Genomic DNA, 24199 nt, shown 5'->3' with positions numbered 1-24199 from the left:
GAGTGGCACGCAGCATCAGGCCGCCCTCGGGCGACGTACGCGGAACCGCTCGAGGTCGGAGATGTCGGTGCCGAAGGCGCGACATGTGGCCAGATACTCCCGGTTCAGACGGGGCTTGAGGAAGGTGCGCTCGCGGCCGAAGAGGTCGTGCCACCTCACCCGTGACATGCCGAGGTGGAAACCGTGGGCCCAGTCTTGGCGGTCCTTCTCCTCGGCCAGCACCTCGTCGACCGACCGCAGCGCCAAGCCGCCGTCGGCGGTTGCCACGTATTTGGAACGTCCATCGAACTCGAAGATGTGGCGGCCCACCCTAAGGTCGAACCGAGCGGTGCGTATGCCGTCCGAGATCTCGAACTGGGTCTCGATGTCTGAGAGCCCGAGCTCTTCGAGTACGTCACGAGTGAGTGTCTCGCCGATCGACTCGGACCCTGCGTACGAGAGGTCGATGGCTTCCTGCGCCTGCCGTCGGTAGGGCCAGTGCTCCATGTGGTCGAGGACCTCCTGAAGCTCACTGAGAGGAACTCCCATCCGGCGGGCGGAGTCGACGGCGACGACACCGTACGGCCGGCCGTGCTCGCGGGCGATGTCGACCGCGGTGCGGGCGAGACCGAGGACATCGAACCCGTTTGCCTGCGCAACTTGAACGTCGAGATAGGGCGCAAGATGATGCTTGACGCCCCACTTGTTGTGGCTGCCGACGACTGGTGCGCGCGTGACGTGCGTCTGCGGCTTCTTCGGCAGCAGGATGGGCATGTCGAGCTCGAGCGCTGCCGTGTCGTGGCTTCGTAGGAACGGCACCGTGATGGCCGCACAGGCGGCCCGATCACGAAGGCGCTGTCTGTCTGTGGGCAGCGTGATGCTCTGGACGTACGCGGTTTCGGCGTAGACGCCGCGGCGCACGGCCGTCCACGCGCCACTCTTGACGTGAGTGTGGATCGTCTCGAGGTCCAGGCCGGCTGCGAGCGCCTGCCGGCGAGTGATGAGGCCATGGTTGGCGGCCATGGTTGCCTGGATTCGTGGGTTCATGGGCCCAGCCTGCGAGTCCCGCCTGATGAGCGCGACTGCCCCGGAGTGCCCTGTGGATAACTCGTGCCTGAGGCACTCCTGTGTGTGGCAGGTGGCCCTCGGCCGTTCCGGCTTCGGGCGGTAACACGTCGTTCGCAGGACTATCCGGTCGTTCCAATAGGGCGAGTAGTCCTCCGAACGACGTGTTACAGCTGCCCGGCGACCGGCTAGGCAGCAACCGGCTGCCGGCGCACGAGGTAGCGCTCGGCCGCGCGGGCGGAGGGGTGGATGCCGATGGTCGCGACGACGATGACGACCGCGATGATGCCCCAACCGAGCGTGCCGACCTCCATGGCGAGGAACGTGTAGGCCGCCGGGGCCCAGACGGTGCCGAGGGTGTCGCCGACCTGGGCGGCTCCCTGGTAGTCGCCACGATGGTTCGGGTCGGACAGGTCGGCGATCAGGCCCCATTCACCGGACGACTGGAGCAGCTCGGCGCCGGTGACGGTGACGTGCCCGATCCAGACGAGAGCGATCGTGACCAGGCCGACGGTGTCGTGGGTGACCGCGACGATGCCGCAGGAGGCGAGGAAGCAGAGGGCGCCGCGGCGCTGTGCCTTCAGCGACGTGGTCACGTCGTTGACGCCGCGCGCGGCGATCACCTGCAGGCCGACGGCCATCACCGTGTTGGTGCCGAACAGCCACGCGAGCAGCACTCGCGGCGCATCGGTCTCCTGCACCAGCCACAGCGGGATGACCACGTTGAGCAGCACCTGATGGGTGGCGAGCACCCCGTTGAAGAACGTGGTCGCCAGGAACGGGAGGTTGCGCAGGGCGCCGAGCCGGTCGCGTACGTCCTGCGGCGCCGCGATCGCGGGAGCCGGGGTCGTCAGGCGGGGGAGGCGGGAGATCCAGAAGGCGTTGACCAGCAGCACCACGGCTGTCATCACCGGGACGGCCTTGATCAGGGTGTTGGAGTCGGCCGCCAGGGCGAGGCCGCTGGCCAGGGCGCCGAGCGTGTAGCCGACGTTGCGAGCCGCACGCATGTAGGCGAAGGACCGCACCCGCGTCTTGGCGGGGAAGATCGAGATCCGGTAGGCGTCGCGGCCCGACTTCTGCCACGACGAGGCGAGCGCCAGGAGCACCTCGACGGCGACGTACGCAGCGAAGTTGTCGACCAGGATCCAGGCTCCGAAGAGGAGCGCCTGGAGGATGGCGCCGAGGATCCAGGTGACGCGGGTGCCGACTCGATCCGCGAGTCGGCCCAGGGGGACGGCGAACAAGAACGTTGCTGCGCCCGCGATCGTGAGACCGAGGCCGACCTGTGCGGCGGAGAGGCCGACGATCTGAGTGAAGAAGATCGCCGATCCGGTCAGGAAGGTGCCTTCGGCGAACGCCGAGAGCACTGACTGGTAGGACATCGCTCGGATGAGCGGGTCTTCTGAGAGGACCTTGTCCCGCATCCGGGTGAGAAGAGACAAGGCGACTCCAACTATCTTGACATCGAGACAAGCGAAGTCTTGTCAGGTCGCCCGTCGACGTCAAACAGTTATCCGTGCTGCGCAGTCCCCATACCGGGCAGCGAAGAAAAAGGAGTCCACAACGCCGGGGCCTGAGCGCCGGCGTAGGTCAGGCAGGGGTCAGTTCGTCGAGCCCTTGATGGTGCCGATCACGCCGCCGAAGACGTCGGTGGTGACGCCCCAGATGCCACCGGCGATGGCCGAGATCGTGCTGGTCAGTCCTTGCGGATCGGTGAACAGCCAGAACCCGACGAACAGAACGCCGATGATGGTGAGAATCTTCTTCTTGTCCATGTGAGCTCGTCCTCCCGAGAAATCCGATTGAATGAAGGGCAAATCTGCGAATCCGGACGCAAGCGCGCGAATTTCGCGAAAGTGCGCCGACTATAGATTCCCCGAAGTTAGCCTCACCTCGCAAGAACTCGGAGAATGAGACCACAGAGCGGGACAACCTGTCGAGCCGTGGCCAGGTGGCGACAAGCGAACCTGTCGGCGGCGTGACCAGCGGCATGATACGCACGTGCGTACGCACGTGTCGTCTGGTGGAACGAGGTGCGCCGGGGCGGTCTGAGGACTACGCTCGTCTCACATGGCGGTGGCGTTTGTCCAAAATGTCGACGCCCGGGAGTTCGCGTCAACGCACTGGAGGGGCGGGACGCCTCCACCTGTCGGTGCCGCATGGGGCTGCGCCGAGTGGGACAACCGAATACTTCCGGACGCATCCGGCAATCAGACCTCACCTCGGGAAAGGGAGAAATCATGGCACCGCACCAGTTGATCCAGAGTTCGTCGCAAGCCGCTGAGTACGGCACCGGCGGCCTGGCCGAGTGGATCACCGACAACATCATCACGCTCGTCGTCCTGATCCTCGGCGTGACGGTCCTGTGGGCCGCGCGCAGCGGCAACATCTCGAAGGCCGTCACCATCGTCGGCGGCCTGATCATCGGCCTCGGCGTCCTCGGCCTGGCTGTGGGCAACAACGCCACGGACCTCGGTCAGTGGATGGCTGGTCTCTTCAAGGGGTGAACCCGGTCCCGTTAGCAAACCCAGGGAGGGATCTCGGGGATGAGGCTGCCTGACGACGACGAGCTGTACGAGGTCGACCAGACCTATCTCGGTCCTCCTCGTCGCTACATCGGGGAGATGCGTTATCGCACCATCTTCCTGTTCCTGGTGATCGCACCAGTGACGCTTGTGCTGCTGCGCAAGCTCGGCATGCCGGTGACCCTGCTCAGCATGGGGCTGTGGCTGATCGCCGCGTCCTACCTCTCGATGAAGGCCTCCGACTACATCAGCTCGGAGAGCTCGGCCGGCGCGTGGCTGATGACCTTCTGGCACGAGCTGACGACTCCGCGCGTGGAGACCGAGGCCCACTACGCCGGTGGCGTCGCGGTCGCCTTCCGGCACGCGTCGCGTCCGCGCGGCGGCTGGGCGAAGGCGCAGCGCAGGGCTGGACGCCTCTACACCCCGCAGCCGGCCGCCGCCGCGACGCCTGCGCCGCGGGTGCTGAAGACCTCGGCTGCCAAGCCCGCCGTGCAGACACCGCCGGTGCGGAAGAAGGCGGCGCCCGTGCGGCCGGTCATCGAGGCCAAGATCGTCGAAGGCGCGCTGCCGGCATCGGTGCGCGACGCCCAGGCCGAGCGGCAGCAGCCGACGAGTGGCGTACGCCCCGCCAAGGGTGGCTGGTCGAGCCGGCCCTCGTCGTCTCCGCGCGAGCCGCGCGACGTTCCGTGGAAGGGCGGGGCGCCGTGGCAGGAGCGCAAGCAGGCAGCGCAACCGGAGCAGCAGACCCAGCAGACCCAGCCGGCGCAGCAGCAGGAGCCGGAGCCCGCAGCCGCGTCGTCTCCCGCCGCTCCGGCTGCACCCGCCGCACCGGCCGCACCGACTGCTCCTCCGCCTCCGGCACGCCCGACCGGCCAGGCTCCGCCCGCGCCGCCCCAGCAAGCCGCGCCACCTGCACCGAACCCGGCGAGGCAGCCGCTCGCGCCGGCGGTGCGGCCCGAGGTGAAGATCGCCCCGGAGCCCGGGCTCGACGAGGTCGACGCGGTCGACGAGATCGGAGATGAGCCCTCGGGGCGTACGCGTCGCAGGGAGAATCAGGATCAGCCGGTGGTCTCCGACCAGCAGCGACCGCAGAGCGTGAACGACTACCGCAAGCGCCTCGATGGCGACGACGCACCAACCGACGGACCAATTGACGGACCAGCTGACGGAGGAACCGCATGAGGCGGCCGCGAACGGAGCGGGCCTACGGGCCCGGCTTCGAGAAGCCCAGGTCGGGACGCAAGGGCGTCTTCGGCAAGGGCGGCGACGACTCGAAGGGCGCGCGTGAGCCGAGAGGCGACAAGTGGGCGCTGGAGGAGGTGCGTGGCCACCTGACCTTCACGGCCGACCGCATCATCGCCTGGTATCTCGCCGAGCCGCAGACCTGGTCGTTCCGTGCCCACTCCGACCTCGAGGGGCTGATCACCGACCAGGCCAGCCAGCTCGCTGACCTGGTCGGCAACACGGTCCACGGCCGCGTGACCACCCGCCCCTATCCCGTACGCCACTGGGCGCATGCAGCGTTCGCCAACGCTCCCGATCCCCAGCCCGGGTTCGAGGAGATGATGGCGCGCAACCAGGCCCACATGGCCGCGCACAGCCAGGCCGACAAGCTCGTCTACTACGGCGTCGACCTCGGCAGGCGCGACGCCACGGTGCGTACGCTGGCGAAGTTCTCCGCCGGCGCCGCCGAGCGTGAGATGGCCGCGATCAGCGAGCGGCTCGACACGGTCAACCGGGTGATGTCGCGGGCCGGCTTCTCCGCGCGGCCGGCGGTCGGCCACGACATGGAGTGGATGATCGCGCGCTCGCTCTCGCTGGGCGCCAAGATCCCCGTGCCCGAGCCCGGCGAGGCTCAGCAGAACTTCCTCGACACCGACGACATGGCCGAGTGGTTCGAGTCGGTGTCATGGTCGGCCGAGCCGCTGGCGCCGACCGTGCAGGTCACCAGCAGCATCGGCGGTCGCCAGGAGACCAGCCACGTCTGCGTCGTGACCGTCTCGCGCATCGGTGACATCGAGGTGCCCGAGACCCACGCGCCGTGGATGGCGAAGACCGACGCGCTCGGCTTCCCGGTGGAGTGGTCCTTCCGGGTGGAGCCGCGCTCTCCGGAGGATGTCTCCCGGGAGATGTCGTCGCTGACGCGGCGTATCGACGGCCAGGTCAGCCACTGGTCCGACGACCACGGCAAGCGCCCGCCCAAGCAGCTCAGCCGTCAGGCCGGCCGCGCCGCCGACGTCGAGGACGAGATGCGCTCGGAGTTCACCGGCCTCTCCACCCGCACCCGGGGCTGGTATCGGATCGCGGTCACCGGCCGCACCGAGGCGGAGGCGCTCGACAAGGCGCAGAAGGTCGTCGACCTCTACCGCCCCCAGATCAAGATCACCCGCCAGCTGGGGCAGTATCACCTGGCGCGCGAGTTCGTGCCCGGTGAGCCGCTGGCGAGCACCGCCCACGCGCGCAAGTTCCCCGTGCTCAAGGTCGCCGCCGGACTCCCGGCAGTCACCGCGGAGGTCGGCGACAAGCGCGGCTTCTATCTCGGTGAGACCTCCGCGATGGCGTCGCGGGCGGTGCTGATGGACCCGTGGTATCTGACCGAGGTCATGGAGCAGGCCGGCCTGATCCCGCTGGTCGGCACGCCCGGTTCGGGCAAGTCGACCCTGATGGGTGTCGTCATCTACATGTCGATCCTGAGCGGTGTGCACGGCGTCGCGATGGACCCGGCGGGTCGTCTGCAGCGGCTGATGACGCTGCCGGAGATCGGTGGCGGGGTCTTCAACGGCCAGCAGGTGCCGGCCCGGGCGCGCAGCGTCGACGTGCTGGGCGGTCGCCCCGGCTCGCTCTCGCCGTACGCCGTCGTGCCCGACCCCAACCCCGAGCTCATCAGGGCCGAGGCGATGTCGGAGCACGAGTTCGCCGAGCGCCTCCACCGGGAGCGGTCGGCCGCCGTGCAGCAGCGCCGTGACCTGACGGTCTCGGTGCTCCGCGCCTGCCTGCCGGTCGGGCTGTCCAACAACGAGGACGTGCTCAAGCGCATCCGCGCGCGTGTCATGGAGGCGCAGGCCGACCGTGGCGCCGACACCTCGACCATCGTGAAGATGCTCTTCGAGGGCGACGGCGGTGACCAGGAGATCGCCCGCGAGCTGGCCGCCGCCCGCGAGCGCGAGCTCGGCCGCCTCTTCTTCGGCAACGACTTCCGTCAGGCCGACGAGGAGCTGAAGGGCACGCCGTTCACCTTCTACAACCTCAAGGGCCTCAACACTCCGCCCGAGCACGTGCCGCGCGAGGAGTGGAGCGCCGAGGAGCAGATGGCCCGCCCGATCATGACCCTCGCGGCCTGGTCGGCGCTGCACCTGATCTACCGCAGCGACCCCAACGAGCGGAAGCTGTTCGCGCTCGACGAGGCCCACGAGGTCACCCAGGCGAGCGGCGGCACCGGTCGTGCCCTGGTGCACAAGCTCTCCAGCGACTCCCGCAAGAACAACTGTGCCGCGCTGGTCTCCACCCAGAACGCCTCCGCGATCCTGGGCTCCGACATCAACAACTTCGTCGGCGCCGCCTTCGTGGGGCGTACGCAGGACGAGTCTGCCCAGCGCGACGCGCTCAAGCTGCTCGGCAAGCCCGAGGGCCTGGGCTACGAGTCGATCCTGGCCCGGCTCTCACCGCGCACGCGGCGCGGCGACGAGCAGCTCGGCTTCCGCGAGTTCATCTACCGCGACGGTCTCGGCGGCGACACCGGCCACGGCGGCATGGAGATCATCAAGGTCACCCTCAACCACCACCCCGGTCTGCAGGAGGCGCTCAACACCACCGCCGACCCGACCCGCCGCGTCAGCAGGGCGCTCGGTGGCGAGTCGGCCGGTCTCTCCGCGGCTGACCCTTCCGGGGACGGGCTCGACTGATGGCTGCGCGCCCCGCTCATGAGAAGAGGACTGTGCCGGGACGGCTGCGTCGCAGGGCCGCTGCCCTGGTCGTGCTCGTCCTGGCTCTTCTCGCGCTCGCGGGGCCGGCGTCGGCGATAGGTCCGAAGGGGATCGACATCCCGATCCCGTTCGACCCCACCGGTGGGCTCTCGGGTGTCGGCGACGCGTGCAACAACCTGGATGCGCCGATGCCGGCGTCGCCTTACGGCGATGGCAGCTTCATCGTGCGGATGACGGCGTTGGGGGCGGCGTCGAAGGCGGGCACCAAGCTCAACGACCCCGAGAAGGTCAACGACGAACTGGACCCGTTCCGCAACAAGGACAAGGTCTCGTTGGAGTCGGCCTACGGCACGAGCCCGCAGTGGTGGACCTACGACAACGGCTGCACGGGCCAGTTCGTCGCGGGCGCGGGCACGGCCATCGGCAACATCATGATGGAGATATCGGGGATCCTGCCGAACTGGTCGCACGCGTTGCTGAACGCGGTGATCGGGGAGAACTCGTTCCTCAAGGCGCTCGACGGCCCGATCGTGGCGGCGTCGAAGGCGGTCACCGACGGGGTGTGGGCGCCCTGGGTGAGCGTGGTGCTGCTGCTGGTGGCGGCGACGGTGATGATCCGGGCGCGTGACGGCCGGTTCGCCCGGGCGGTGACGGCTGCCGGCTGGGCGCTGGGTGTACTGGTGGTGACGTCGTGGCTGATCCAGTATCCGACGGAGTCGACGAAGCTGGTCGACGACGGGGTGCGGTCGGCGACGGGGATGATCGCGACCGGGTTCAACGACGGTCGCACCGTGCCCGGGGTCAACGACGACAAGTTCGGTGAGACCGACGCGGTCAAGGCCATCGACGGTCAGATGGACGAGGTGGTGCGCTCGACGCAGTACCGCACCTGGCTGGCGGGGGCGTTCGGCGATCCCGACTCGGCCACCGCGCGCACCTACGGACCGCGGGTGTTCCGGGCGACGCACTTCTCCTGGCAGGAGTACGACACCTATCGCAAGGACCCCAACGGCGAGGGCAAGAAGGTCCTGGAGGCCAAGCAGGACGCCTTCAAGAAGCACGCCGAGGCGGTGAAGAAGAACGACCCGGTCGCGTATGAGTTCTTCAAGGGTGAGCACTGGTCGCAGCGGGCGACCACGGCGCTGGTGAACCTCGCCGTGGTCGTGGTGGTGTGCGGGTTCTTGCTGGTGGCGGGGTTGGCGATCCTGTTGTCGTTCGCGTTGATCCGACTGATCGTGCCGTTCGCGCCGGCCGCGGGTGTGCTGTTCATGCTCGACCACACCCGCGACGCGGCGGTGGCGATGCTGAAGCGGGTGGTGGGGCCGCTGGTGATGGGCCCGATCTACTTCCTGGTCGCGTTGTTGCTGCTGCGGCTCGACTCGGCGCTCTTGACCTCGTCGATGTGGTTCGTGCTCAAGCTGGGGCTGATCGCGGTGCTGACCGTGCTGGCGTGGCGGCTCACCCGGCCCGCTGCGTACGGGATCCCGCTGCCGGGCATGGGCCGGTTGACGTCGATGCTCACCTCCTACGTCGGAGCCCGCACGGGCACCGAGGCCGGGATCCGTGAGGCGACCGAGGATCGGCCGTCGGTCACCGGCGGCCCGGTGACCGCGCCGGCGGGCGGCGGTCAGGTCTCCAGCCCCGGCGGGGTCTACATGCCCGGCCACGAGCTCACCGGCGGCAGCCGGCCGCGGACGACCGCCGAGCAGGTGCCCAACCAGCCTCCGGTGACGGCGGCTGCGGCGCTGGGGTCGGGGTCGGGTCAGAGCTCGGCGACGTACGCCCTCGAACCCCCGATGAGCGGCACCAGCAGCGACCGGGTCGCCGGACAGTGGTTCGACTCGCGCTCCACCGAGCGCGACCTGACGGCCAATCGTGACGACCCCGCCTTCGGGCAGGGCACCGGGCCGGCAGCCGCTCAGACCTGGGGCGACCGCCCCTCGGCACCCGACCCGGTCGACTACACCGCCGGCAGCTACGAGCGTGAGCCGGAGCCGCCGCAGCAGACTCCGATCGCGGAGGCCAACGTCGACTACGACGCCGACGGCAACGCGGTCTTCGTCATCTACTCGCCGAGCGGGAACCGATCGGTCCCGGTCGACAACCGCTCGTCTGAAGGAGGATCCCGGTAGTGCGGTCGACGACGACGCGTGGTGTGCTGTGGGAGGTCATCGCGCCGCTGCTGAGGTGGCCCATGCGGTCTCCGCTGCGATTCTTCTCGGTGGTTGCCGCCATCGTCTTCGTGATCTGGGGGATATCCCAGTGGAGCGACGCACCCGACGCGGATCCGGCCTCCCAGCCGGAGCGGGGATCGGCCTCGGCCTCGGCGGGCGGAAGCGCCTCTGCCGGTGCGTCCGCGGCGCCGGTGCCCGACCCGGGTGCGGCTGCGACCAAGTTCGTCGCCGCCTGGGCTCGCCCCGACCTCACCACCGACCAGTGGTGGGCCGGCATCAACGCGGCGCACCCCGACGAGTCGCTCGCCCAGGCGCTCGGCACGACCGATCCGGCCACCATCGACGCGACCAAGGTCGTCGGGTCTCCCCAGGTGCTCGAGCAGACGGACTCCGAGGCCAGCGTCGACGTCGCCACCGACGGGCCCAAGGTCACCGTCTACCTGACTCTCATCGACAACGTCTGGTACGTCGCCAACATCCTCCCGGGCTCGGCTGGATAGCCCATGTGGATCTTCAAGGCGCGTCTGATCTGGGGACTCGTGGCCGCGGCGGCCACGATCGTCCTGGTGGTCACGGGCGTCTTGGTGATCCTCATCGGTGGTCTGGCGAGCACCGAGCAGAGCAGCCAGGACCAGGCCGAGTCGGGCTGCGTCGGCGGCACCAACGCGGTGCCCGCCGGCGATCTCGGCGGTGCCGACGGTGAGGAGCCCGAGGGCAGCCTCGCCGGGATGACCAACGAGCAGCTCCAGAACGCCCGCACGATCGTCGCGGTCGGCAAGCAGGCCGGTGTGCCCGCCTACGGCTGGGTGATCGCGCTGGCGACCGCGATGCAGGAGAGCGGGCTGCGCAACCTCGGCCACGGTGACCGCGACTCGGTGGGCCTCTTCCAGCAGCGTCCGGTCTCGGGCTGGGGCACCAACGCCGACATCATGAACCCGGTCAAGTCGGCCCAGGCGTTCTACGGCGTCGCCGCCCACACCGGCAACACCGGACTCCTCGACATCCCGGGGTGGCGCAAGATGCAGGTCACCGCGGCGGCGCAGGCGGTGCAGCGGTCGGGGTTCCCGCTGGCGTACGCCCAGCACGAGGAGGAGGCCCGGGCGCTCGTCGCCGCGATCGCCGACGGCGTCACCGCCGCCGATCTGAAGGCCACCGCGACCGACGTCTCCTGCACCATCGGCCAGGCCGGGATCAGCACCTCCGTCGTACGCCCCATCCAGGCGGGCCTGGCGACCGACAACGACAACTACGGCAACTCCGGCTCCAACTGGGCCAACATGCACACCGGCAACGACTACTCCTCGCCGTGCGGCACGCCCGTGCAGGCTGCTCACGGCGGTACCATCGTGCTCGAGTCGGGCGGCGGCTGGGGCTGGTCGGGGCGCTGGTTGGTGAAGGTGCAGACCGCCGAGGGCAACCTGACCACCTGGTACGGCCACATGCAGGCGCTCTCGGTGAAGGAGGGCCAGCAGGTCAAGGCCGGCCAGGTCATCGGGCAGGTCGGCAGCGAGGGCAACTCGACCGGGTGCCACCTCCACTTCGAGGTGCACCCGCACGGTGGCGGCTACCTGCAGGACCAGGTCGACCCGGTCGCATGGCTGAAGAAGAACATCGGCAAGTCCCTCGAGGCGACCAAGCAGGTCGCGGGGCTGCCGGGTGCCGCCGGGCAGATCGGGTCCTCGCCGGCCGCTGTCTCCGGCCCGCAGGTGCGCCTGGCGCAGGCCAACATCAAGGTCTCCTTGCCGCGGGCGAAATACCGCTCCGACCTGGCCGATGTCATGGAGCACGGGCCCGACTTCGTCTCCCTCAACGAGGCCCAGTCGCGTACGGTCTCCGACATCTCGGTCAAGGGCTACGGCACCTACCGCGCCTCGGCGGAGGAGTACGGCAAGCGCAGCCAGGCACTCAGCCCCGTCGTCATGTGGCGCACCGACCGCTGGGTGGCCGTCGACAAGGGCACCGTGCAGCTCACCAAGCCGGTCACGGGGGTCAAGAACGACAGCCGGTACGCCACCTGGGTGGTCCTCGCGAGCAGCGACGGCTCCGGGCGCATCTCGGTCATCTCGACCCACACGATGACCTCGCCCGCGAAGAGCCCGCAGGCGCGGAAGGACGAGGCCCAGCGCGGGTTCGCGAAGCTCGCCGGGCTCGCGCAGGGGCTGCAGAAGTACGGCCCCGTGCTCGTCGGCGGCGACCTCAACTCCCCCTACCCGCGCAGCGGCGGCAACGGTGACGCCTGGGGGCCGAAGCCGCTGATGACCAAGGCCGGGATGACCTCCTCCTTCGAGACCCTCGGCGCGCCGCCGCAGGGCTGGGCCACCCACGACGGCGGTGGCACCATCGACTGGCTCTTCGGCTCCCGCTCGACCGCCGACGCGACCAGCCAGGCCACGTTCCCTCTCGAGTCCGACCACCGCGGGCTCATCGCCGACTTCAAGATCCGGGGTCAGTAGCCCGCGTCGGCGCGAGCTGTTGCGGTCCGCTCGAGCTGTAACACGTCGTTCGGAGGACTACTCGCCCTATCAGAACGACCGGATAGTCCTACGAACAGCGTGTTACAGCTCGCAGACCCCGCCGACCCGGCGCGCGCCCGCGCACCTCAGGGGATAGCGTTGGGGTGTGAGCGACGCGGTGGAACGGGCTGAGAGCACCGTCGCCGCGATGGCCGAGTGGCTCGCCGGAGGCGGGCCGGAGCACTGGGTCGTGGAGACCTCGGGGTCGACGGGGAGCCCCAAGCGGGTGATCCTGTCGCGGGAAGCCATGAAGGCGTCGGCGGCGGCGTCGGCGCGACGTCTCGGAGCGAGCGGGCAGTGGCTGCTGACCCTCCCGGACTCCTACGTCGCCGGGGCCAACGTGATCGCGCGCTCCTTGCTGGCCGGCCACGAGCCGGTGATCGCCGACGCCCACGAGTCCTTCGCGAAGGCCGCGGCCGCGATGGCCCCCGGGCCGCGGTTCGTCTCGCTGGTGCCGACCCAGCTGCACCGCATCCTCGAGGCGGGCGGTGACGATCTCGCCGCGCTCGCCGGGTTCCACACACTGCTGCTCGGTGGCGGGCCGATCGACCCGTCGCTGCGTGCCCGGGCCGCGGCGGGCGGGATCGAGATCGTCGCCACCTACGGCTCTGCCGAGACCTGCGGAGGATGCGTCTACGACGCGATGCCGCTCGACGGGGTCGGGATCGCGATCGGCACCGACGGACGGGTGCGGATCACCGGTCCGACGCTCTTCGACGGCTACCAGGACGACCCCGAGCAGACCGCGAACGCCCTGGTCGACGGCTGGTTCCTCACCTCCGACGCCGGCACCCTGGACGACGACGGCCGGCTCAAGATCCTCGGCCGGATCGACGACATGGTGATCACCGGAGGAGTCAAGGTGCCGGCGGCGCTGGTCGCCCGACGGCTCCGCGAGCACCCGGCCGTCGCGGCCGCGGAAGCGCTCGGCGCACCCGACGAGGAGTGGGGCCAGCGGCTGGTCGCCTTCGTCGTCGGCGACCTCGACGCAGCCGGCGCCCGTGACTGGGTCGCCGCGGAGCACCCCCGATCATGGGCGCCGCGCCAGATCGTCACGCTCGACGAGATCCCGCTCCTCGGCAACGGCAAGCCCGACCGTCGGGCCATGCTCGCGCTGGCCACCGGAGCGGAGGAGCCGCGGTGACGTACGCCTTGCACACGTTCTCCCTGCCGATGACCACCCGGTTCCGCGGGATCACCGAGCGCGAGGGTGTGGTCTTCGAGGGCGCCGGCGGGTGGGGCGAGTGGTCGCCGTTCCTCGACTACGACACCCCCGAGGTCGAACCCTGGCTGCGCTGCGCCGAGGAGGCCGCGGCGGGTGACTGGCCGGCCCCGCTGCGCGAGACGGTGCCCGTCAACGTGACCGTGCCGGCGGTGGGACCCGAGCGAGCTCACCAGATCGTGGCGCGCTCCGGGTGTGCGACCGCCAAGGTGAAGGTCGCCGACCCGGGCCAGAGCCTGACCGACGACATCGCCCGGGTCGAGGCGGTGCGCGACGCCCTCGGCTCTTCCGGACGCGTGCGGATCGACGTCAACGGACTCTGGTCGGTCGAGGAGGCGGTCGCCGCGATCGGCGTGCTCGACCGTGCCGCCGGCGGGCTGGAGTACGTCGAACAGCCCTGCCCCACGGTCGAGGAGCTCGCCGACGTACGCCGCAAGGTGGATGTGCCGGTCGCGGCCGACGAGTCGATCAGGCGAGCCGCGGACCCTTATCGCGTACGCGACCTCGAAGCCGCCGACGTGGCCGTGCTGAAGGTGCAGCCGCTGGGCGGCGTACGCGCGTGCCTGCGGATCGCGGAGGACATCGGGCTGCCGTGCGTGGTCTCCTCGGCGCTGGAGACCTCGGTCGGGATGGCCGCAGGTGTCGCGCTCGCGGCGGCACTGCCCGAGCTGCCCTACGCGTGCGGGCTGGGCACGGTCTCGATGTTCACCGCCGACACCGCCGCCGAGCCGCTGCTGCCTTCCGCCGGAGCCCTCCCGGTGCTCAGCACGTCGCCGGCGCCCGAGCGGCTGGTCGCCGAGCAGGCGCTGCGAGCGACCCCGGAGCGGGCGCGGTTCTGGCAGCAGCGTCTGGAGGACGTGCTCGCCTATCGGGAGTCGCTCCGGTGAGCGGGGCAGAATCCTGCCAGGGCGGGAAAATGGCGCCGACGCATCAACACAGAGGAGCACCATGACGACCGCTACCGACCTTGCCCGGGCGGTCGTCACCGCGCTCGTCGAGGCGCGGGTCACCGACGTCGTCATCGCGCCGGGGTCGCGCAACGCGCCGCTGTCGTTCGCGGTGCTCGACGCCTCACGGGCGGGTCTGCTGCGCCTGCACACCCGCATCGACGAGCGCTCCGCCGGCTTCTTCGCGCTCGGCCTGACCAAGGTCGGCGCGCGGGCGGCGGTGATGTGCACCTCGGGCACCGCGGTCGCCAACCTGCACCCGGCCGTGCTCGAGGCAGCCCATGCCGGGGTGCCGCTGGCCGTGGTCACCGCCGACCGGCCGTCCCGGCTGCGCGAGACCGGCGCCAACCAGGTCACCGACCAGGTCGGCGTCTTCGGTCGGCTGGTGGAGACCGTCGACCTGCACGTGGCGCCCGAGGCGGGCGATGTCGAGACCCTCGATCTCGCGCGCGGGCCCGTCCACTGGAACGTCCAGCTCGACGACCCGCTCACCCCACCCGACCGGTGGGAGCCGGGGCGGATCGAGGCCCGTCCGGAGCCGGTACGTCCCGAGCTGATGATCTTCGAGTCGATCGAGACCGGCGCCGGAACGCCGCGCACGGTCGTCGTCGCCGGTGACGATGCCGGCCCACCTTCGCGCATCCTCGCCCAGGAGGGTGGCTGGCCGCTCCTCGCCGAGCCCTCCTCGGGCGCGCGCACGGGCGACAACGCTCTGCGCACCTACCGTCTCCTGCTGGAGTCACCGCTCGCCGAGCGGGTCGAGCGGGTCGTCGTCTATGGCCACCCGACGCTCTCCCGGCCGGTCACCAACCTGCTCGCTCGCGCCGACGTCGAGATCATCGCGGCGCCCGTCGAGGGTGCCTGGCCGGCGCGCCCGTTCCGCGTCGACCGCACGATCCGCACCCGGCTCCATGTCGAGGGCGAGCCCGACCCGGCATGGCTGGAGGAGTGGCGTTCCGCGGATCGCGACCTCGGTCGTGGTGTGGACCGGCTGCTTCACGAGCAGCCGGAGATGACGGCGTACGACGTCGCCGCCGTGGTCGCCCGCGCCCTGCCCGACCGTGGGCTGCTGATGCTCGGCCCGTCCAACCCGGTGCGCGACCTGGACGTGATGATGCGGTCCAACAACGTCGGCGGGCGGCGCAAGGTGATCGCCAACCGCGGCCTGGCCGGCATCGACGGGATCGTCTCCACGGCGATCGGCGCCGCCGTGGGCCGCTCCTGGTCGACGCGCTCGCTGGCGCTGATGGGCGACGTCACCTTCCTGCACGACAGCGGTGGCCTCCTGCTCGGCCCCGAGGAGGTCCGTCCCGACCTCACCATCGTCGTGGGCAACGACGACGGCGGCTCGATCTTCGCCTCGCTGGAGCAGGGCGCCGACGAGTATGCCGACAGCTTCGAGCGTCTCTTCGGCACACCTCACGGCACCTCGCTGGAAGCCCTTTGCGCCGCCCATCGCATCCCGCATCTCGCGGTCACCTCCGTGCCCGAGCTCGAAGCCACCCTCGCGTCCCCCAACGGCGGCATCGAGGTCGTCGAGGCCGTGGTCTCCCGCAGGGGCCGCCGCGACCTCGACCTCGCCATCCGCGCCCTCGCGCGTTCCTGAAGCCCGTACGCCGAGTCGGCTCGTTCTGACCGATCCCGAGGCCGAGTCGGCTCGTTCTGACCGATCCGGACGTCGAGTCGGCTCGTTAGAACGAGCCGACTCGGCATCAGGGGGTCCAGTGCGGGTCGCGGCCGATGAAGCCGAGAAGCTGCTCCTGAGGGGTGGCGTCGGGGGAGACCTCGACCCGGGGGCCGAACTGACCGGAGCCGCGCATGGCGTCCTCCATCGCGGGCGCGGCGGCCAGCATGGCCGCGGCGCGGTCGGCGCCGAGGTCGAAGTCCTGTCCGAGGGCGCGAGCGAGGTCCCAGGAGTGCATCCAGACGTCGGGCGTGTAGATCTCGGCGAGAGCCACGTCGAGCGGTTTGTCGCCCACGTGCGGGTTGGAGACCGCCCGGCCGGCGGGGTCGTCGAAGAGCTGCTGGATGTCGGAGGTGTGGACCTTCCAGGCTGCGGCCGGGTCGGTCCGGACATCGAGCGGCGCGAGATCGACGCCGGCCGATCCGCTGAGGAAGGCTCGTGACCACTCGACGAGGTGGCTGACGACGTCGAGCGCGGTCCAGGCCGCCACCGGGCTGGGACGGGCCCAGTCCTCGGTGGCGGCGGAGCCGATGAGCTCGGCGAACCGGCCCGCGTCGTACGCGTGCTGCTCGCGCCCGCTCAGGTCGGAGGAGGTCACGAGAGCCCCGCGAGGAGCTCGTCGAGCTGCTCGTAGCCCTGGATGACGCCCTTGTCCATGCCGCTGGACATGATCGCCGCCTGGGTCTCGAACGACTCCACGACGCTGAAGCCGATCAGACGGGTGCGGCCGCCGGGGAGGGGCTCGAAGGTGAGGTATTCCAGCGAGGCCCCGTCGGGGGCGCCGCGCCAGGTGAAGGTCTGCACGATGCGCTCGTTCTCGCGCACCTCGTGGAAGCTGCCGAAGAACTGGGTGAACTCGTCACCGTCGCGCTCGGCGGAGTAGGCCCAGGCGCCGCCGGTGCGGAAGTCCCAGTCGGTGATGTGCATGCCGACGTCGGCGGGGCCCAGCCACTTGGCGTACAGCTCCTTCTCGGCGTGGGCGCGGAAGACGAGCTCCGGCGGAGCGTCGAACTCGCGGGTGATGGTGATCGTCGGGGTCTCCTTCGAGGCCTCGATCAGGGTCTCGTTCTTCGTCGTGGTCATGATGCGTCCTCTTCTCGTCCTGATGGGTTGTGCTGCATGTCGTCGAGCAGCGCGTCCAAGCGCCGGTAGCGCTCCTCGGCCTGCTGCTGGTATCGCTCGATCCACTTCGTCATGAGGTCGAACACCTCCGCTTCGAGACGCACGGGGGCACGGCGCGACTCCCTGCTGACGAGGCCCGCGTCCTCGAGCACCTTGAGGTGCTTCGAGACCGCCTGGAGACTGACGTCGTACGGCGCGGCGAGGTCGCCGACCGTCGTGTCGGCCGCCGAGAGCCGGGCGACCAGGTCGCGACGGGTCGGGTCTGCCAGTGCCGCAAAGACTCGGGAGAGCCTGTCCTCGCTCATCTCGCTCCATCCTTGATGTCAACCGTTTGGTTGATAACAAGGTTAGGCGGCCTCGTCGACGTTTGTCAACCAATTGGTTGAGTAACTTTGTTACTCGCGAATCATGCCCCGGGGGACGTGGGGTGCGGCACGATGATGGGGCCGGGCAACTCCGTCCGGACCAGATCGAACCGTCTCCTCGGGAAAGGCCCAGCCCCCATGAGTCCTTTGCGCCTCAGATCCGTCAGAGCGACCGCGATCGCCGCCGGTCTCCTCCTCGCTCTCTCCTTGTCCCCGACAGCGCCGGCCGGCGCCGAGCCCGCCGCCGCGACCCCGAAGAAGAACGACCGCCATCTCACCGACAACGCGAAGAGCCACGGTGTCACGCTGAAGGACGGCGCCTACGTCGGCTGGTCGACCAAGGGCTCCCACGCCCAGGGCGGCAGCCCCCACAAGGAGCCCATCTCCGCGCAGGCCACCGTGAGCGGCATGGACGTCTCCGGTCACCAGGGCAACGTCGACTGGGCCTACTGGTGGGGCCAGGGCAAGCGGTTCGCCTACGTCAAGGCGACCGAGGGCAGCTACTACAAGAACAGCACCTACTTCCCGCAGCAGTACAACGGCTCCTACAACCAGGGATTCATCCGCGGCGCCTACCACTTCGCCAACCCGTCCGACTCCGGCGGCGCCGCCCAGGCCGACTACTTCGTCGACAACGGCGGCGGCTGGTCGGGCGACGGGAAGACCCTTCCCGGGGTGCTCGACATCGAGTACAACCCGTACGACGGCGGCACCTGCTACGGGCTCTCGCAGGCCTCCATGCGCTCCTGGATCGCGGCCTTCCTCGACCGCTACCGCTCCCGCACCGGCCGCGACGCGGTGATCTACACGACCACCGACTGGTGGACGACCTGCACGGGTAACACCTCGCAGTTCTCGTCCGCTCACCCATTGTGGATCGCGCGATATGCGTCTGGTCCCGGCACGCTGCCGGCGGGCTGGGGGTTCTATACGTTCTGGCAGTACACGTCTTCGCCGTTGGATCAGAACACGTTCAACGGAGCGTACGACCGGCTTCAGGCGCTCGCGCGAGGTTGATGTTCTTCGGGGGCATGCGTGCCGCCGACCCGTTCTTCACGGTCTTCTCGATCTGGCCCGGCGTCAAGGACGCCCTGCGGGCGCCGGCTTCGCCGGCCGCTTCGCGGTCCTGGACTCCGGGCCAGATCGAGAAAAGATTTGGCTGATTATCGGGGCGGCGGCACCGGTGTGGCCGGGAGGTATGACCGTTGGTTCGCTGCCGCAAAATAGGGTTTGACCTGCGGAAATGACTGGCTTTACTCGTTGGTAGAGAGTAAAATCAGGGGTACCCGAAGGGCACCTTGAGAGGGGGTCAGCAATGAGCGTCGAGAACCACGTCGACCACTGGGGCACCAGCCCCGGCGACCCCGTCTCGGCTGCTCTCGCTGCCATCGAAACCGCTCTCGGCGACCTGCTCACCATGGACCCCGCGTACTGGCGAACCAGCCAGAAGAAGGACGTCTTGGCGCGGCTCGAAACCTTGAAGGCGCAGCAGGCTGCGCTCGAGCTGCGGGTGCTCGCCACTGCTGGCGACATCGCAGAAGAGGCAGGCGACCGAGACGCCTCCGCCTGGATCCGGGCAAATCTCCTTGTCGACAAATCGGCAGCCCGGGCTCAGATCAAGCTCGCAGCCGCCGTAGCCAAACACGAGCTGCTCGCCACCGGCCTAGCCGACGGTGTGATCTCCCACGACAAAGCCCGAGTGATCACCAAAGCTTTGAACGCGATCGAGGCGAACTCTGCCGCGAGCGCAGAAGACTTGTTGCTCGCCGAGAAACTCCTCGTCGACTACGCCACCCGGCTGACCGCCAACGAACTTCGGGTCGTTGGGAAGCGGATCCTGGTCGAGATCGACCCAGCCCGGTTCGAAGACGCCGAAGCCAAAGCCCTCCTGGCTGAGGAAGAACGGGCTCAGCAGAAGACCGCGCTACGGATCTGGGACAACCACGACGGCACAGTTGGCTTCGACGGCGTGTTGCCGGTCGCCATGGGGATGCGGTTCAAGACCCACGTCGAAGCCTGGGCACAGCCCCGTAAGCAACAGTTGGCGGAGAAGGGCACACCGCTCCCGCCGTGGGAGCGACTCGTGGGCCAAGGCTTCGCCCGTCTGATCGAGACCATCGACCCCGTCGCCCTGCCCCGCCACGGTGGTGACGCGACGACCATCAACGTGGTGATCTCGCTCGATGACCTCCGCAAAGAGCTTGGCACCGCCATCTTGGGGTTCGACGAGACCAACGGGACCATGATCAGTGCCACCGAGGCCCGCAAGATTGCCTGCAACGCCACGATCATCCCGTGGGTGCTCGGCAGCGATGGCCAGGTCCTTGATGCGGGTCGTTCGAGCAGGTTCTTCCAGCCGATCCAGCGCAAAGCACTCCGGTTGCAGCAGAAGTGCTGCCAAGCCGAGGGTTGTGACATGCCACCGGAATGGTGCGACGCCCACCATCTGACTCCATGGTCGTTAGGCGGGAAGACAGACCTGAAAGACGGGGTCCTGCTGTGTCCCCATCACCATCGGTTGGCGCACGCACCCGGTTTCACCCACGAACGTCTGCCCGACGGGACGATCCGGTTCACTCGCCGGCCCTGATCCAGGCATTCGCTTTGTGAACGATTCACAAAGCGTCATCGTCTAGTACAGCGACCCGCGACCGCCTCGGCGGGCAGCCAGACCTGCCCCCATTCTCGGCCCGGCACCCAACCCGAATGTGTCGTACCAGACCCCTGCCGCCGACCCGATAGACAGCCAAAATTCTCGGCGGTGCCCGGTGTCAAGGATCGCCGAAGGCGACCGGCGAAGCCGGCGGCCGCAGGCCGTCCTTGACTCCGGGTGCCGGCGTGAAACACCCTCCGCGTACGGGTCGGCGGCAAACAGTCCCACGCAACAACAGCACCCAGCGAGTGCGCAGCCGCGCGAACGTACGCCCAATGCTCAGGCGCGCCCCAAGACTCAGAGCCCCAGCGTGTCCTTCCAGCTCCCCAGAACCGGAGTCCACTCGAACACCTGACGTGCGTCGATGAGGCCGACGGCGCGGAAGGGGTCGTCGTCGAGGGTGGTCTCGATGGATTCTGTGTCGACGTCGCCCTCGAAGAGGAGGAGGGCGGAGCCGGTGGAGGTGGGGCCGGAGAGCACCAGGCCGGGCAGGCTTCCGAGGAACTCACGGTGTGCGCTCAGGTGGGCGGCGCGCAGCTCGGGAAGGTCGTTGTAGGTGTAGGTGACTGCGATCAGAGCCATCAGAGATCGGCTCCGTCCGCGAGGCGTACGTAGCCGCGCTCGGCGGGGATCAGGGCACCGGCCTGGGTGTCGAAGACGTTGGCGCCGGCGTCGGAGTAGATCCGGTCGTGGATGGCGACGGTGCGGGAGGCGCCGGTGTCGCGGGCGAAGTCGATCAGCTCCGACGAGCGTGCCCACGGCGCGGAGACGGGCAGGAAGAGCACGTCCACCGGACGGCCGGGGCCGTCGAGGGCGTCGCCCGGGTGGAAGAGGGTCTGGTCGCCGGCGGTGATCAGGTAGCCGGAGTTGTCGAAGTGGGGCATGTCGGGGTGGATCACCGCGTGCTTCTCGTTGACCGCGGTGACGGGCAGGCCGGCGTCGAACGACTCGCCCGGGCCCACCACCGTCGTACGTTCGTGCACCGCGGGCGCACCCTTCTCGATCTGTGCCGCGACAGCGCCGATCGTGTAGACCGGGGCGTCGTTGCCCTCCAGGAGCGCGGGGCTGTAGTGGTCGGGGTGCTCGTGGGTGATCAGCACCGCCGTCGCGCCGTCGAGCGCCTCGGGCTGGGTGAAGACGCCCGGGTCGACGACCACCACCGCCCCGTCGTGCTCGATCCGGACACAGGCATGGCCGAACTTCGTGATCCTCATGCCGACGAACCTATCGCGCGGGATCCACCCCACGGCGCCGGTCAGGGCTGCCGGTCAGGGCTACGGGTCAGGACAGGGCGTCGCGGATGGGGACGAACTTGGCCTGGGTCTCGGCCAGCTCGGTCTCCGGGTCGGAGCCCGCGACGATGCCGCAGCCGGCGAACAGCCGGGCGGTGTGGTCGTCGATCATCTCGGCAGACCGCAGCGCGATGCCCCACTCGCCGTCACCGGTGGCGTCCATCCAGCCGACCGGTCCGGCGTATCGGGCACGCTCCATCGACTCGATCTCGGCGATCAGGTCGACGGCTTGCTCGCGAGGGGTGCCGCCGACCGCGGCCGAGGGGTGCAGCGCGGCGGCGAGGTCGAGCGAGCTCACCCCGTCGCTGGCCACGCCCGTGATGTCGGTGGCCAGGTGCATCACGTTGGGGAGCTTGAGCACGAACGGAGCCTCGGGCACGTTCATCGAGGAGCAGTGCGGCTCCAGGGCGTCGGCGACCGACCTGGCGGCGTACTCGTGCTCCTCGAGGTTCTTCGACGACTCGGAGAGCGAGGCGGCCAGGGCGAGGTCGCTGGATCGTTGCGGGTCGGCATCCTCGCCGGTCGGCCAGATCGTGCCGGCGAGCACGCGCGAGGTGACCAGGCCGCGCTCGCGGCGTACGAGGAGCTCGGGTGTCGCGCCGAAGAGGTCGTCGACGTGGAACGTCCAGCACGTCGGGTAGGTGTCGGCCAAGCGCCGCAGCACCGCGCGGATGTCGATCGGGGCGTCGGCGGCGGCCAGCAGGTCTCGAGCGAGGACGACCTTGTCGAGATCGCCGGCCTGGAGGCGGGAGACGGCGTCGGCGACGATGCGCATCCAGTGCTCGCCGTCGACGTACGCATCGGCGAACACGACATCGCGCGGCGACTCGGGCGGGGCGGTGGGTGCCAGCACCGGCGGCGGCGAGGCGGCCGGCCCGATGGTGGTCACCCAGGCCGCGTCACCGCGGCGGCCGACGACGACCGACGGCACCGTGAACACCGAATAGCCGGGCAGGTCGGCGAACGCGAAGGACCCGAAGCCGATCAGGCCGCTGCCGGGCACCTCGACCTCGTCGGAGACCGTCGAGGCGGCGGCGAGCTCGTCGAACCACTTGGTCGCGTGCGCGAACCGTTCGGGGCCCGACGTGCGGATCTGGGCCGCGGTGCCCCAGCCGACGAGGCCTTCGCCGTGGCGGACCCAGGAGAGGACTCGGCGCCGGGCGGGGAGCAGTGCGAGCAGGTCGTCCAGGGTTTCCGAGCCCGCGTCGAGCGCCACGGTCGTGGCGACCAGAGCCCGCTGCTCAGACTCACTCTTCTCGGGGTCGCCGTGGCCCCCGGAGCGAAGCGAGGACGTTGTGGGGAGTTGGCTCACCGACCCAGGATATCGGCGTGGTGGCGGGGGAGACGAGCCGAAGTGATCCGATCGGAGGTGATATCGGCCATCGAGCCCCCGCTTCCGTTGGTCACCACCTGGGTTGTAGCGTGCGCTGGCGTGAGTACCAACAAAGAACAGTCGTTCATCGCAGAGAACGGCATCACCCTCGGCATCATCGGCCTTGCGCTGCTGGTCGTGCTCGGCGTGGGCCTGCCGCGATGGGTTGGCGACTCCGAGTCCTCGTCCGGCGCGAAGATCAGCCTCCCGCAGACGCTCTCCGGCGGCCTGAACCCCGCTGACAAGAAGTCGTCCTACGACCTCGACGTGATCAAGAAGCAGGGTGCCACCGAGGACCAGCTCGACACCTTCATCAAGCAGAGCGCGGCTGGTGCGAAGACCGAGGACCGCAACGTGTCCAAGGCGCTCGGCTTCTCGATGGCTTCGCGCACCTACATCTCCAAGGACATGAAGAAGTCTGTCCTGATCCGCGCCTTCGCGGGCGACGGCAGCGCCTACTACGGCGGTGGCGAGGTCTCCAACGTGCGCGACAACGTCTGCTACTCCAGCGCCGACCAGCAGACCGGTCAGACGCAGGCGACCTGCTCGCACGCCACCGACGACGTGACCGTCCAGGCCACCGCGACCTCGAAGAAGGAAGCGGCGAAGTACGCCGACGAGATCTTCAAGAAGCTCGCCTGAGGAGACCGGGGCCTACACACCCGTGACCCGAGCAGATCTGGACAAGCAGCCCGGTGAGGTTCGCCGGATGTTCGACGCCGTGGCCAAGCGCTACGACGTCACCAACGACGTGCTCTCGCTCGGGCAGGACCGGCGCTGGCGACGCGAGGTCATCAAGGCGGTCGATCCCAAGCCGGGGGAGATCGTCCTCGACCTCGCCGCCGGCACCGGCACCTCGTCGCAGCCGTTCCTCGACGCGGGCGCCGAGGTCGTGCCGACCGACTTCTCGATCGGCATGCTCCAGGTCGGCAAGGAGGCCAAGCCGCACCTGCCGTTCACCGCGGGCGACGGCACCAGGCTGCCCTACCGCGACGGCACGTTCGACGCGGTCACCATCTCGTTCGGCCTGCGCAACATCGTCGACCCGGAGGCGGGTCTGCGTGAGCTGCGCCGCGTCACCCGCCCCGGCGGCCGGATCGTGGTCTGCGAGTTCTCGCACCCGACCTGGAAGCCGTTCCGCACGGTCTACGTCGAATACCTCATGAAGGCGCTTCCGCCGGTCGCCCGGGCAGTGTCCTCATCTCCTGACGCCTACGTCTACCTCGCCGAGTCCATCCGGGCCTGGCCCGACCAGGCGGGGCTGGCCGCGATGCTCTCCTCAGCCGGTTGGCAGACGCCGACCTGGACGAACCTGTCCGGCGGAATCGTCGCACTTCATCACGCAACCGCCTGATCTCTGCGA

General features: G+C 69.4%; 22 protein-coding genes. 13 read left to right on the top strand and 9 right to left on the bottom strand.

The annotated features are described in order from the left end of the window. Positions 1-15 precede the first annotated feature (15 nt). The 3 genes from FB381_RS22680 to FB381_RS23995 all read right to left on the bottom strand — a co-directional run bounded on the left by FB381_RS22680 (position 16) and on the right by FB381_RS23995 (position 2819). The gene (locus FB381_RS22680; RefSeq protein ID WP_141782335.1) at positions 16-1026 is read right to left on the bottom strand and encodes a type IV toxin-antitoxin system AbiEi family antitoxin domain-containing protein; all 1011 of its coding nucleotides are present in this window, start codon (positions 1024-1026) and stop codon (positions 16-18) included. A gap of 206 nt (positions 1027-1232) precedes the next feature. After that, positions 1233-2468 (bottom strand): MFS transporter, encoded by a 1236-nt coding sequence (locus FB381_RS22675; protein WP_141782334.1) that lies wholly within the window; start codon positions 2466-2468, stop codon positions 1233-1235. 177 nt (positions 2469-2645) lie between these two features. Then, positions 2646-2819, bottom strand: a complete 174-nt coding sequence (locus tag FB381_RS23995; protein WP_170225278.1) for a hypothetical protein — start codon at positions 2817-2819, stop codon at positions 2646-2648. A gap of 465 nt (positions 2820-3284) precedes the next feature. Between FB381_RS23995 and FB381_RS22670 the strand changes: the two genes are divergently transcribed. From FB381_RS22670 to menD, 9 genes are all read left to right on the top strand, one after another. Next, on the top strand, positions 3285-3551 hold the full coding sequence (locus FB381_RS22670) for a hypothetical protein (protein WP_141782333.1): 267 nt from the start codon (positions 3285-3287) through the stop codon (positions 3549-3551). Positions 3552-3590: 39 nt separating this feature from the next. Next, positions 3591-4751, top strand: coding sequence for a hypothetical protein (locus FB381_RS22665; RefSeq protein ID WP_141782332.1), 1161 nt, complete (start codon positions 3591-3593; stop codon positions 4749-4751). After that, complete coding sequence (locus FB381_RS22660; RefSeq protein ID WP_141782331.1) at positions 4748-7471, top strand: ATP-binding protein; 2724 nt, start codon at positions 4748-4750, stop codon at positions 7469-7471. The genes FB381_RS22665 and FB381_RS22660 overlap by 4 nt, the downstream gene beginning before the upstream one ends. A 32-nt stretch (positions 7472-7503) precedes the next feature. Next, complete coding sequence (locus FB381_RS22655; RefSeq protein WP_211352514.1) at positions 7504-9624, top strand: hypothetical protein; 2121 nt, start codon at positions 7504-7506, stop codon at positions 9622-9624. Beyond that, positions 9624-10166: a hypothetical protein gene (locus FB381_RS22650; RefSeq protein WP_141782329.1), complete on the top strand. Its 543-nt coding sequence runs from the start codon at positions 9624-9626 to the stop codon at positions 10164-10166. Before FB381_RS22655 ends, FB381_RS22650 begins: the two co-directional genes overlap by 1 nt. Positions 10167-10169: 3 nt before the next feature. Beyond that, positions 10170-12119 carry a peptidoglycan DD-metalloendopeptidase family protein gene (locus FB381_RS22645; RefSeq protein ID WP_141782328.1) on the top strand — a complete coding sequence of 650 codons (1950 nt, stop codon included), beginning with the start codon at positions 10170-10172 and terminating at the stop codon, positions 12117-12119. A 166-nt stretch (positions 12120-12285) separates the two neighbouring features. Then, positions 12286-13323 (top strand): AMP-binding protein, encoded by a 1038-nt coding sequence (locus FB381_RS22640; RefSeq protein WP_141782327.1) that lies wholly within the window; start codon positions 12286-12288, stop codon positions 13321-13323. After that, positions 13320-14288 (top strand): o-succinylbenzoate synthase, encoded by a 969-nt coding sequence (locus tag FB381_RS22635; protein WP_281285067.1) that lies wholly within the window; start codon positions 13320-13322, stop codon positions 14286-14288. Before FB381_RS22640 ends, FB381_RS22635 begins: the two co-directional genes overlap by 4 nt. Positions 14289-14349: 61 nt before the next feature. After that, positions 14350-15954: a 2-succinyl-5-enolpyruvyl-6-hydroxy-3-cyclohexene-1-carboxylic-acid synthase gene (menD, locus tag FB381_RS22630; RefSeq protein WP_141782325.1), complete on the top strand. Its 1605-nt coding sequence runs from the start codon at positions 14350-14352 to the stop codon at positions 15952-15954. Positions 15955-16060: 106 nt separating this feature from the next. Here the strand turns inward: menD and FB381_RS22625 are convergent, their stop codons facing one another. Genes FB381_RS22625 through FB381_RS22615 form a run of 3 tightly spaced genes read right to left on the bottom strand, consistent with a single transcriptional unit; the run spans position 16061 to position 17459 of the window. Then, the gene (locus FB381_RS22625; protein ID WP_246088271.1) at positions 16061-16630 is read right to left on the bottom strand and encodes a TIGR03086 family metal-binding protein; all 570 of its coding nucleotides are present in this window, start codon (positions 16628-16630) and stop codon (positions 16061-16063) included. Continuing rightward, positions 16627-17115 (bottom strand): SRPBCC family protein, encoded by a 489-nt coding sequence (locus tag FB381_RS22620; RefSeq protein WP_141782324.1) that lies wholly within the window; start codon positions 17113-17115, stop codon positions 16627-16629. The genes FB381_RS22625 and FB381_RS22620 overlap by 4 nt, the downstream gene beginning before the upstream one ends. After that, complete coding sequence (locus FB381_RS22615) at positions 17112-17459, bottom strand: ArsR/SmtB family transcription factor (protein ID WP_141782323.1); 348 nt, start codon at positions 17457-17459, stop codon at positions 17112-17114. The genes FB381_RS22620 and FB381_RS22615 overlap by 4 nt, the downstream gene beginning before the upstream one ends. A gap of 198 nt (positions 17460-17657) precedes the next feature. Here FB381_RS22615 and FB381_RS22610 point away from each other — a divergent pair, with 198 nt between their 5' ends. Beyond that, on the top strand, positions 17658-18536 hold the full coding sequence (locus FB381_RS22610; RefSeq protein ID WP_141782322.1) for a GH25 family lysozyme: 879 nt from the start codon (positions 17658-17660) through the stop codon (positions 18534-18536). A gap of 298 nt (positions 18537-18834) precedes the next feature. After that, on the top strand, positions 18835-20109 hold the full coding sequence (locus tag FB381_RS22605; RefSeq protein WP_141782321.1) for an HNH endonuclease signature motif containing protein: 1275 nt from the start codon (positions 18835-18837) through the stop codon (positions 20107-20109). Positions 20110-20469: 360 nt separating this feature from the next. Here FB381_RS22605 and FB381_RS22600 read toward each other — a convergent pair whose 3' ends face one another. The 3 genes from FB381_RS22600 to FB381_RS22590 all read right to left on the bottom strand — a co-directional run bounded on the left by FB381_RS22600 (position 20470) and on the right by FB381_RS22590 (position 22776). Further along, positions 20470-20754 carry a YciI family protein gene (locus FB381_RS22600; RefSeq protein ID WP_141782320.1) on the bottom strand — a complete coding sequence of 95 codons (285 nt, stop codon included), beginning with the start codon at positions 20752-20754 and terminating at the stop codon, positions 20470-20472. After that, entirely contained in the window at positions 20754-21386 is a 633-nt protein-coding gene (locus tag FB381_RS22595; RefSeq protein ID WP_141782319.1) for an MBL fold metallo-hydrolase, read from the bottom strand. Before FB381_RS22595 ends, FB381_RS22600 begins: the two co-directional genes overlap by 1 nt. A 67-nt stretch (positions 21387-21453) precedes the next feature. Next, a complete protein-coding gene (locus tag FB381_RS22590; protein ID WP_141782318.1) occupies positions 21454-22776 on the bottom strand; it encodes an isochorismate synthase in 1323 nt (440 codons plus the stop codon). Between the two features lie 120 nt (positions 22777-22896). On the opposite strand from FB381_RS22590, the gene FB381_RS22585 reads away from it, so the two are divergent. Further along, the gene (locus FB381_RS22585; protein ID WP_141782317.1) at positions 22897-23478 is read left to right on the top strand and encodes a hypothetical protein; all 582 of its coding nucleotides are present in this window, start codon (positions 22897-22899) and stop codon (positions 23476-23478) included. A gap of 22 nt (positions 23479-23500) precedes the next feature. Next, positions 23501-24190 carry a demethylmenaquinone methyltransferase gene (locus FB381_RS22580; RefSeq protein ID WP_141782316.1) on the top strand — a complete coding sequence of 230 codons (690 nt, stop codon included), beginning with the start codon at positions 23501-23503 and terminating at the stop codon, positions 24188-24190. The last annotated feature ends 9 nt before the right edge of the window (positions 24191-24199 follow it).

Source organism: Nocardioides albertanoniae (assembly GCF_006716315.1).
Classification (GTDB): Bacteria; Actinomycetota; Actinomycetes; order Propionibacteriales; family Nocardioidaceae; genus Nocardioides; species Nocardioides albertanoniae.
Note: the sequence above shows the minus strand (reverse complement) of the source record. Positions and strands in the feature narration are given on the sequence as shown.

Bases quoted from the DNA above. Each gene is read 5' to 3' on its own strand.
- FB381_RS22670 (WP_141782333.1), top strand. From the start codon at position 3,285: ATGGCACCGCACCAGTTGATCCAGAGTTCGTCGCAAGCCGCTGAGTAC.
- FB381_RS22680 (WP_141782335.1), bottom strand. From the start codon at position 1,026: ATGAACCCACGAATCCAGGCAACCATGGCCGCCAACCATGGCCTCATC.
- FB381_RS22605 (WP_141782321.1), top strand. From the start codon at position 18,835: ATGAGCGTCGAGAACCACGTCGACCACTGGGGCACCAGCCCCGGCGAC.
- FB381_RS22615 (WP_141782323.1), bottom strand. From the start codon at position 17,459: ATGAGCGAGGACAGGCTCTCCCGAGTCTTTGCGGCACTGGCAGACCCG.
- FB381_RS22595 (WP_141782319.1), bottom strand. From the start codon at position 21,386: ATGAGGATCACGAAGTTCGGCCATGCCTGTGTCCGGATCGAGCACGAC.
- FB381_RS22620 (WP_141782324.1), bottom strand. From the start codon at position 17,115: ATGACCACGACGAAGAACGAGACCCTGATCGAGGCCTCGAAGGAGACC.
- FB381_RS22660 (WP_141782331.1), top strand. From the start codon at position 4,748: ATGAGGCGGCCGCGAACGGAGCGGGCCTACGGGCCCGGCTTCGAGAAG.
- FB381_RS22610 (WP_141782322.1), top strand. From the start codon at position 17,658: ATGAGTCCTTTGCGCCTCAGATCCGTCAGAGCGACCGCGATCGCCGCC.
- FB381_RS22665 (WP_141782332.1), top strand. From the start codon at position 3,591: ATGAGGCTGCCTGACGACGACGAGCTGTACGAGGTCGACCAGACCTAT.
- FB381_RS22600 (WP_141782320.1), bottom strand. From the start codon at position 20,754: ATGGCTCTGATCGCAGTCACCTACACCTACAACGACCTTCCCGAGCTG.
- FB381_RS22645 (WP_141782328.1), top strand. From the start codon at position 10,170: ATGTGGATCTTCAAGGCGCGTCTGATCTGGGGACTCGTGGCCGCGGCG.
- menD (WP_141782325.1), top strand. From the start codon at position 14,350: ATGACGACCGCTACCGACCTTGCCCGGGCGGTCGTCACCGCGCTCGTC.
- FB381_RS22675 (WP_141782334.1), bottom strand. From the start codon at position 2,468: ATGCGGGACAAGGTCCTCTCAGAAGACCCGCTCATCCGAGCGATGTCC.
- FB381_RS23995 (WP_170225278.1), bottom strand. From the start codon at position 2,819: ATGGACAAGAAGAAGATTCTCACCATCATCGGCGTTCTGTTCGTCGGG.